The sequence below is a fragment of the Jeotgalibaca caeni genome (genome assembly GCF_028863945.1).
Lineage (GTDB): Bacteria > Bacillota > Bacilli > Lactobacillales > Aerococcaceae > Jeotgalibaca > Jeotgalibaca caeni.
Window position 1 is genome coordinate 1 of sequence record NZ_JARBEA010000082.1, and the last position, 7402, is coordinate 7402.

General features: G+C 39.9%; 7 protein-coding genes. All 7 read left to right on the forward strand.

All coding sequences use genetic code 11. The features are described 5' to 3' along the window. The first annotated feature begins 175 nt into the window (after nucleotides 1-175). The 7 genes from PVE40_RS11955 (at nucleotide 176) to PVE40_RS11985 (ending at nucleotide 7379) form a co-directional block, all read left to right on the forward strand. Complete coding sequence (locus PVE40_RS11955; protein WP_274732177.1) at nucleotides 176-919, forward strand: YveK family protein; 744 nt, start codon at nucleotides 176-178, stop codon at nucleotides 917-919. Next, a complete protein-coding gene (locus PVE40_RS11960; protein WP_274732178.1) occupies nucleotides 919-1629 on the forward strand; it encodes a CpsD/CapB family tyrosine-protein kinase in 711 nt (236 codons plus the stop codon). The genes PVE40_RS11955 and PVE40_RS11960 overlap by 1 nt, the downstream gene beginning before the upstream one ends. 129 nt (nucleotides 1630-1758) lie before the next feature. Beyond that, the gene (locus PVE40_RS11965) at nucleotides 1759-2529 is read left to right on the forward strand and encodes a tyrosine-protein phosphatase (RefSeq protein ID WP_274732179.1); all 771 of its coding nucleotides are present in this window, start codon (nucleotides 1759-1761) and stop codon (nucleotides 2527-2529) included. A gap of 28 nt (nucleotides 2530-2557) precedes the next feature. Next, the gene (locus PVE40_RS11970) at nucleotides 2558-4372 is read left to right on the forward strand and encodes a polysaccharide biosynthesis protein (protein WP_274732180.1); all 1815 of its coding nucleotides are present in this window, start codon (nucleotides 2558-2560) and stop codon (nucleotides 4370-4372) included. Nucleotides 4373-4385: 13 nt separating this feature from the next. Next, complete coding sequence (locus PVE40_RS11975) at nucleotides 4386-5384, forward strand: NAD-dependent epimerase/dehydratase family protein (RefSeq protein WP_274732181.1); 999 nt, start codon at nucleotides 4386-4388, stop codon at nucleotides 5382-5384. Nucleotides 5385-5399: 15 nt separating this feature from the next. Further along, entirely contained in the window at nucleotides 5400-6599 is a 1200-nt protein-coding gene (locus PVE40_RS11980; RefSeq protein WP_274732182.1) for a GHMP family kinase ATP-binding protein, read from the forward strand. Beyond that, nucleotides 6600-7379, forward strand: a complete 780-nt coding sequence (locus tag PVE40_RS11985) for a nucleotidyltransferase family protein (RefSeq protein ID WP_274732183.1) — start codon at nucleotides 6600-6602, stop codon at nucleotides 7377-7379. It abuts the gene before it with no gap. Nucleotides 7380-7402 lie beyond the last annotated feature (23 nt).

The following is a 7402-nucleotide window of genomic DNA, read 5'->3' on the forward strand; positions in this document are numbered from 1 at the left end:
TACCAGACGCCACTGGAAGTATTTTTGAGTTACCTAGATGAATCTACTTTGTCTAGCTTAAATTGACAAATCAAAGTCACTAAAAAGCCACCGGTATAGCTCGCAAAAATATTTTAGAAGTACTAATTTCAGTAGACTGTAGAGTTAAAAGTATAAAAGGTTATTGGAGGAAAAAATGAGCGAAGAAATTTCATTGAGTGAACTATTTTCTTTACTAAAAAGGCACTCTAGTAGAATTATTTTGAGTAGTTTGATAATTTTTATGTTAGCGGGTGTTTATACATTCTTTTTTGTTACTCCGCAGTATGAATCAACCTCAAAAATTGTAGTAAATCAAACTCAAAATACTGGTCAGGCAATTACTAACACAGATATCCAAACGAATTTGAATTTAATTAATACTTACCAAAGTATTATTCGAGAGCCAATCATTTTAGAAGATGTGATTACTATGACTGATTCTGATTTAACAATTGGTCAGTTAAGAGAAAAAATTAATGTTCAGACACAAGATAATTCACTTGTTTTTGGCGTAACGGTGTCAGCTGACAGTCCATATGAAGCAGCTGAACTTGCAAATGCAATAGCTAATTCTTTTGAGTCAAAAATCGGTAGTATTCTTGAAGTAGAGTCCGTTACAATCCTTTCCCAAGCAACCCCTGTTTTAAATCCCGTATCTCCTAATATTCCATTAAATATAGCACTCGGATTAGCTATAGGAGTTTTTTTAGGGGTTGCATTTGCATTTTTAAGTGATTATTTAGATAATACTGTCAAAGATAGTCAGTTTATCAATCAGAATATCGGATGGACTGATTTAGGGGCTATTTCTTTAATGACTGAAAAAGAATTGAAAGATATGGCTGTCCGTCATGAAGAACAAAAAAATGAAACAAGAAGAGGGAGAAGGGTAGTCTAATGGTATTTGGTAGAAAAAAAAGATTCAAAAAAAATTATAAAGGACTAATCACGCTGGCTTCCCCTGGTTCCTTGATTTCTGAACAGTTTAGAACTTTGAGAACCAACATTGAGTTCGCCATGGTGGATAAAAAATATAAATCCTTAGTAGTGACGTCATCCATGCCTGATGCAGGAAAATCGACGGTAGCGGCAAACCTGGCAATTACATTTGCGAGGCAAGGCTATCGAGTTCTATTAGCGGAGGCAGATTTCCGCCGTCCATCTGTTCATAAAGCGTTCCAAGTTGTTAACGGAACCGGAATGACATCACTATTGTCCAAACCAGAGCTAACCGTAGAAGAGTGTGTTTTGGAGACAGATATTCATAATCTCGATTTAATGACCTGTGGCCCAATCCCACCAAACCCAGCTGAATTAATCGGAAGCAACCGTATGAAGGAACTCCAAGATAAACTAACAAGCAAATATGACTTGGTCATCTTCGACACGCCACCTTTGCTCGGTTTCGGTGACGCTCAAATCATGGCCGGACGCGCAGAAGGAACTATTTTTGTGGTTCGCCACGGCGTAGCTAAAAAAGAGAACATGCTAAAAGCAAATGAAATCCTAAAGCGAGTCAACGCGAACGTGTTGGGAGCAGTCTACAACCAAGTCCCAACCAGCGAGCAGGACAACAGTTACTATTACTATTACACAGAAGAAAATTAATCAGGAGGCACAAGGTTTTGCAATTCAAAAACCAGTGCCTTTTTCTTTTAATTCTTATAGTATGTTCTATCAATATACTGTATAATTAAATTTGTCTATATTAGAAAAATTAGGAAGGAAGATGCGAACATGCTAGATCTTCATTGTCATATTCTTCCTCAAATTGATGATGGTGCCCGGTCATGGGATGATTCCTTCTCTTTGGCACGTTTAGCGGTTGATGAGGGGATTACCCATATTCTGGCAACGCCACATCACTTGAACGGAAAGTTTGAAAATAAAAAGCATGACGTAATTGCTTTGACAGAAGAACTACAACAAAGATTAGAAGCTGAAAGAATTCCCTTAGAAATCTTTCCAGCGCAAGAAGTGCGCTTAAGTGGGGATATCTTAGCTGGAATCGAAAACGATGAAATTCTTTTTGTGGATGACGGGAACCGTTACTTGCTGATTGAATTTCCGACGATGACTATTCCACATTATGCGGATCAGTTGTTCTTCTCTCTGCAACAAAGAGAAATTGTACCGGTAATCGTGCATCCAGAACGGAACCAAGAAATCATCGATAATCCAAACAAACTGTTGGAGTTTGTCGAGCGTGGAGCTCTGGCACAATTAACCGCTAGCAGCTATGTTGGCGTGTTCGGGAAGGAGACAGCGGAGTTGAGTAGACAGCTGATTGAAGCGAATTTGGTACATTTTCTGGCTTCGGATGCACATAACACGCGCGGGCGTGCCTTCCGCATGAAGGATGCGTTTGAGAAGTTGGAGCAGGATTTTGGAGTTGGCAAAGTACAACAGTTTCACCAAACGACAAAAAAATTAATTAATGGGGATTATGTCCAAACGGAAGCACCACAAGAAGTTCGCAAGAAAAAGAAATGGTTTGGCTTGTTTTAGTTTTATTTAGGAGGAGTTGATTTTTAGTATGCGTTTAACAAGAGGGCAGAAAGCCTTTATTTTAATGTTTGTTGATTCACTGTTTATTTTGTTTTCGGCTTTCTTGGCCCATTTTATGGTAGAAGCTTATATTCGACCGGAAAACAATTTCTATTACGTCATGATTGGTGTATCCATTCATGTCTACTTGGGATTTGGCGTACGTAACCATTTATTTTCCCGGATTATCCGTTATACGAGTATGTATGAAATTCTGCGGGCAGTTATTTCCATGACGGTTTCCTTTGCGGTATCGGGTCTGATATCTATTTTGTTCATCCGCTCAGTCAGTTACCGCTACATCTTCTTGATGTATGCCTTCAGTTTACTACTGATTCCTGGGTCACGTGTATTGTGGCGATTGTATCATGAGTACAAAAGTGGTCAGTCCTTTAAGGGCACTAACAAAGAAGATAAAATTCGTACGCTTATTGTAGGAGCAGGGGACGGAGGTAACCTCTTCATCAGTAACTTAACGAAAAGACCAGGTGAAGTGGATATTATTGGGATTGTTGACCAAGATCCAGGTAAGCAGAACTCGCTGCTCTTCGACATACCTGTCTTAGGTACGGAAGAGGATATACCGGCTTTGGTAAGGGAGTATAAAATTGATCAAGTAACAATCGCTATCCCTTCGGCTACTCCCGATGACTTGGAGCGCATCATCGCACACTGTTCTGCAGTAGATGTAAAGGTAAACCAAATGCCTAGCATCGAGGATGTCCTAAAAGGAAAACTGAGCGTCAATCGTTTCCGAGACATCGATGTGGTGGACTTGTTGGGCCGTGAGGAAGTACAGCTCGATAAATCAACGATTGCCGAGCAGCTGCACGGTAAAGTGGTATTGGTCAGTGGAGCGGGCGGCTCAATTGGTTCGGAAGTATGTCGGCAGGTAGCTAAGTTTGAGCCAGCCAAGTTAATTTTATTGGGACATGGTGAAAACTCGATTTACTTAATTGACAAAGAATTACGAAATCTTTACGGCCGTTCGATTGAAATCGTGCCGGTAATTGCGGATATTCAAGATCGCAACCGAATCTTTAGCATTATGGAGAAATTCAAACCGGATCAAGTGTATCATGCAGCTGCACATAAGCATGTGCCATTGATGGAATACAATCCAACTGAATCCATCAAGAACAATGTCTATGGTACGAAGAATATAGCGGAAGCTGCCAAATCAGTAGGCGTGAAGAGTTTTGTCATGATTTCCACAGATAAGGCGGTTCGTCCAACTAACGTGATGGGTTCTACTAAACGGATTGCTGAAATGATTGTTACAGCGTTGAATGAACCTGGTAAGACCAAGTTTGCAGCTGTACGTTTTGGTAACGTATTGGGCAGTCGAGGGAGTGTAATACCTGTCTTCCGCGAACAAATTGCGAACGGTGGTCCGGTAACAGTCACTGACTTTCGGATGATCCGATACTTTATGACTATCCCAGAAGCTAGTCGTTTGGTTATCCAAGCCGGTGTACTAGCAAAGGGTGGCGAAATCTTCATTCTGGATATGGGCGAGCCTGTGCGAATTGTTGATTTGGCTAAGAAAATGATTCGTCTTTCAGGCTTCACCGAAGCGGACATTCCAATTCTTGAAACAGGAATTCGGCCTGGAGAGAAGTTATATGAGGAATTGTTGGCAGACGGACAATTATCCGAACAACAAGTTTTTGAGAAAATATTTGTGGGGAATAGTACGCAATATAAGTTGGATGACACAATGGCATTTGTGGAGAACGTACTATCACAACCAGAGGATATCATTCGACAAGAACTAGTACAATTCGCCAATGAACACGAATAAGAAGGAGATACGCATGCAATCTAAATCCATACTTGTAACCGGAGCTGCTGGTTTTGTCGGTTATTACTTATCAGAACGTTTACTTCAAGAAGGGCATACCGTAGTAGGAATTGACAATTTGAATGACTACTATGATGTGAACTTAAAACACGAGCGATTAAATAAAATGAAGAACCATTCAGCATTTACTTTTTTGAAAATCGACTTGGCCGATAAAGCGGGCATAGATGAACTGTTTGCCACTCACAATTTTGATATGGTTGTGAACCTAGCGGCTCAAGCAGGCGTTCGTTATTCCATTGAAAATCCAGATGCCTATATCCAAAGCAATATCATTGGCTTCCATAACATTCTAGAAGCATGTCGCCATTATCCAGTTGAACACTTACTATACGCATCTTCCAGCTCAGTATATGGATCCAACAAAAAAGTGCCTTTTGAAGAAACTGATTTTGTCGACAATCCAGTATCCCTATATGCTGCTACAAAAAAATCAAATGAACTAATGGCTCATACCTATAGCCATCTCTACAAGATACCAGCAACAGGTCTGCGTTTCTTTACAGTTTATGGGCCGATGGGACGACCAGACATGGCTTATTTTGGTTTTACAGATAAGTTCTTCAATGATGAACCCATCCATATTTTTAATAACGGTGATTTTGAGAATGATTTATACCGCGACTTTACTTATATTGATGATATTATTACAGGGATTATGGGACTTATTGAAAAACCAGCATCGGGACACACGGTATTCAATATTGGGAACAATAACCCAGAGAAACTAATGGTATTCATTACTTCTCTAGAAAGAGCATTAAGTAATTCATTAGGAAGAGAAGTCGAATTTGAAAAGATTTTCGAACCTATCAAACCTGGTGATGTTCCAGCAACCTATGCTTCTACGGATAAATTACAAGAAGCAATCGGCTTCAAGCCAGAGACTTCCATACAAGATGGATTGCAACGTTTTACGGACTGGTATGTGAGTTACTACAATAAAAAATAGTGCGGAGGCGAAAATTTGAATCATTTAATACAGAAATTCCAAGAAATATATGATGAAGAAGACTTCCGTGCAGTTCGTTCCCCATTACGTATTTGTCCTCTCGGTGCTCATTCGGATCACCAAGGAGGGCGAGTAACAGGAATGACTCTGGATGCTAGTGTAGATATGATCTATGCTCCTACAGAAGATGGATATGTGCGTATTGAAAGCATGGATTTTCCAGATAAAGAACTCTTTCACATTACCCATGAATCAGAATATATTCCAGGATTCTGGGGAAATTACATTCGTGGTGCAGTTTTATCCTTAAAACAAGACTACGTTTTGAAAAGGGGAATTAACGCCATTGTAAGTGGAAAGTTACCAATTGGAGGACTCAGTTCGTCAGCAGCGGTTACGACAGCTTACTTGATGGCTTTGTGTGACGTGAATGATATTGAAGTATCCAAACTAGACTTGATTAAGTACAGTCATTGGGTAGAAACTAAATTTATTGGATTGAAGAATGGCATCCTAGATCAATCCGCAAATATCTTAAGTATGGACAATCAATTAATGGTAATGGATTGTCAAACAAACGATTATGAAATGATTCAAAAAGGGGCTAGCATGCCTGAATTTGAAGTAGTGGTAGTTTATTCTGGTATTTCAAAGGATTTGATTAGCACTGATTTTAACAACCGGGTAGATGAAGTTCGTGTGGCTGGTTGGCTGATGCAGGAACTAAGTGGAATGGAAATCACTCCGTTACAAAGTGTCCAACTTCGGGACATCCCAGTGGACGTGTATGAAGCCTATAAAGAGCAAATACCAGCAAGATTCCGAAAACGCGCAGCTCATTTCTTTACTGAACAGCAACGTGTATTAGATGGGGCAGAAGCTTGGTCGGAAGGGAACCTCGAGAAATTTGGAAAATTAATGTTCGAGTCTGGTGAAAGTTCCTTCTACCAATATGAATCAGGAATTCCTGAGATGAAGAGTATTTACTATCTTTTGCGTGAATGTAAAGGAGTATATGGTGCTCGTCCTAGCGGCGCCGGGTACCGAGGTGCTGTTATAGGCTTGATTGATCCAGCCTACAAAGAAGAGATTAAAGCGAAGATTGATAGTGTCTATCCAGTTCGACATCCAGAATACAAAGATAGCTACGCGGTTAATTTTTGTAAAACCGCTGATGGAGCTAGCTTAGTGAAAAATCTGGAGGCGGTGAAGTAGATGAAAGCCATCGTATTAGCGGCAGGGTATGCAACGAGATTATATCCACTTACGAAAGACCAGCCGAAACCGTTGTTGGAGGTTGCTGGGAAAACGATATTGGATTATATCGTAGAGAAACTTGAAAAAGTGGATGAGATTGATGAGGTAATAATTGTGACGAATAACAAGTTTACGAGTCACTTTGAGGAATGGGTAAAAAGTACCAACTATACGAAGAAGTTAACAGTTGTAAATGATGGTACGATGACGAATGATACACGCTTAGGAGCAATTGGAGACATTCAATATGTGATTGACCAGCTGGATGTCTCTGATGACTTGATGGTATTAGCAGGAGACAATTTATTCGATTTTGAACTGTCAGATTTTGCTGCTTATTTCAAAGAGGTTGGAACTGATTGTATCACTGCCTATCATGAAGAGAACGAAGCACAACTGAAGCGAGCTGGTGTAATTGAATTAGATAATTATCAGAAAGTTTTGTCTTTTGAAGAAAAGCCAGAACAACCGCGTTCAACGTATTGTGTACCTGCCTTTTATTTATACAAGAAGGAAACATTACCATACTTCCATAAATATCTAGAGGATGGAAATAATCCGGATGCTCCAGGGCATTTTGTTCCGTATCTGATCAAGCAAAAAGAAGTACATGCATATCTCTTTAAGGGGAGAAGATATGATATCGGAACAGTAGAAAGCTATCGAGCAGTACAGGAGATATTTGGCTCTTTGTCAAGAAGTGTTGATAGTGTATTTTTCCAGTTGCATGCAGGCTAAATTTCACAATCTATCAAGCAGTA

Bases quoted from the DNA above. Each gene is read 5' to 3' on its own strand.
- PVE40_RS11965 (WP_274732179.1), top strand. From the start codon at position 1,759: ATGCTAGATCTTCATTGTCATATTCTTCCTCAAATTGATGATGGTGCC.
- PVE40_RS11985 (WP_274732183.1), top strand. From the start codon at position 6,600: ATGAAAGCCATCGTATTAGCGGCAGGGTATGCAACGAGATTATATCCA.
- PVE40_RS11970 (WP_274732180.1), top strand. From the start codon at position 2,558: ATGCGTTTAACAAGAGGGCAGAAAGCCTTTATTTTAATGTTTGTTGAT.
- PVE40_RS11955 (WP_274732177.1), top strand. From the start codon at position 176: ATGAGCGAAGAAATTTCATTGAGTGAACTATTTTCTTTACTAAAAAGG.
- PVE40_RS11960 (WP_274732178.1), top strand. From the start codon at position 919: ATGGTATTTGGTAGAAAAAAAAGATTCAAAAAAAATTATAAAGGACTA.
- PVE40_RS11975 (WP_274732181.1), top strand. From the start codon at position 4,386: ATGCAATCTAAATCCATACTTGTAACCGGAGCTGCTGGTTTTGTCGGT.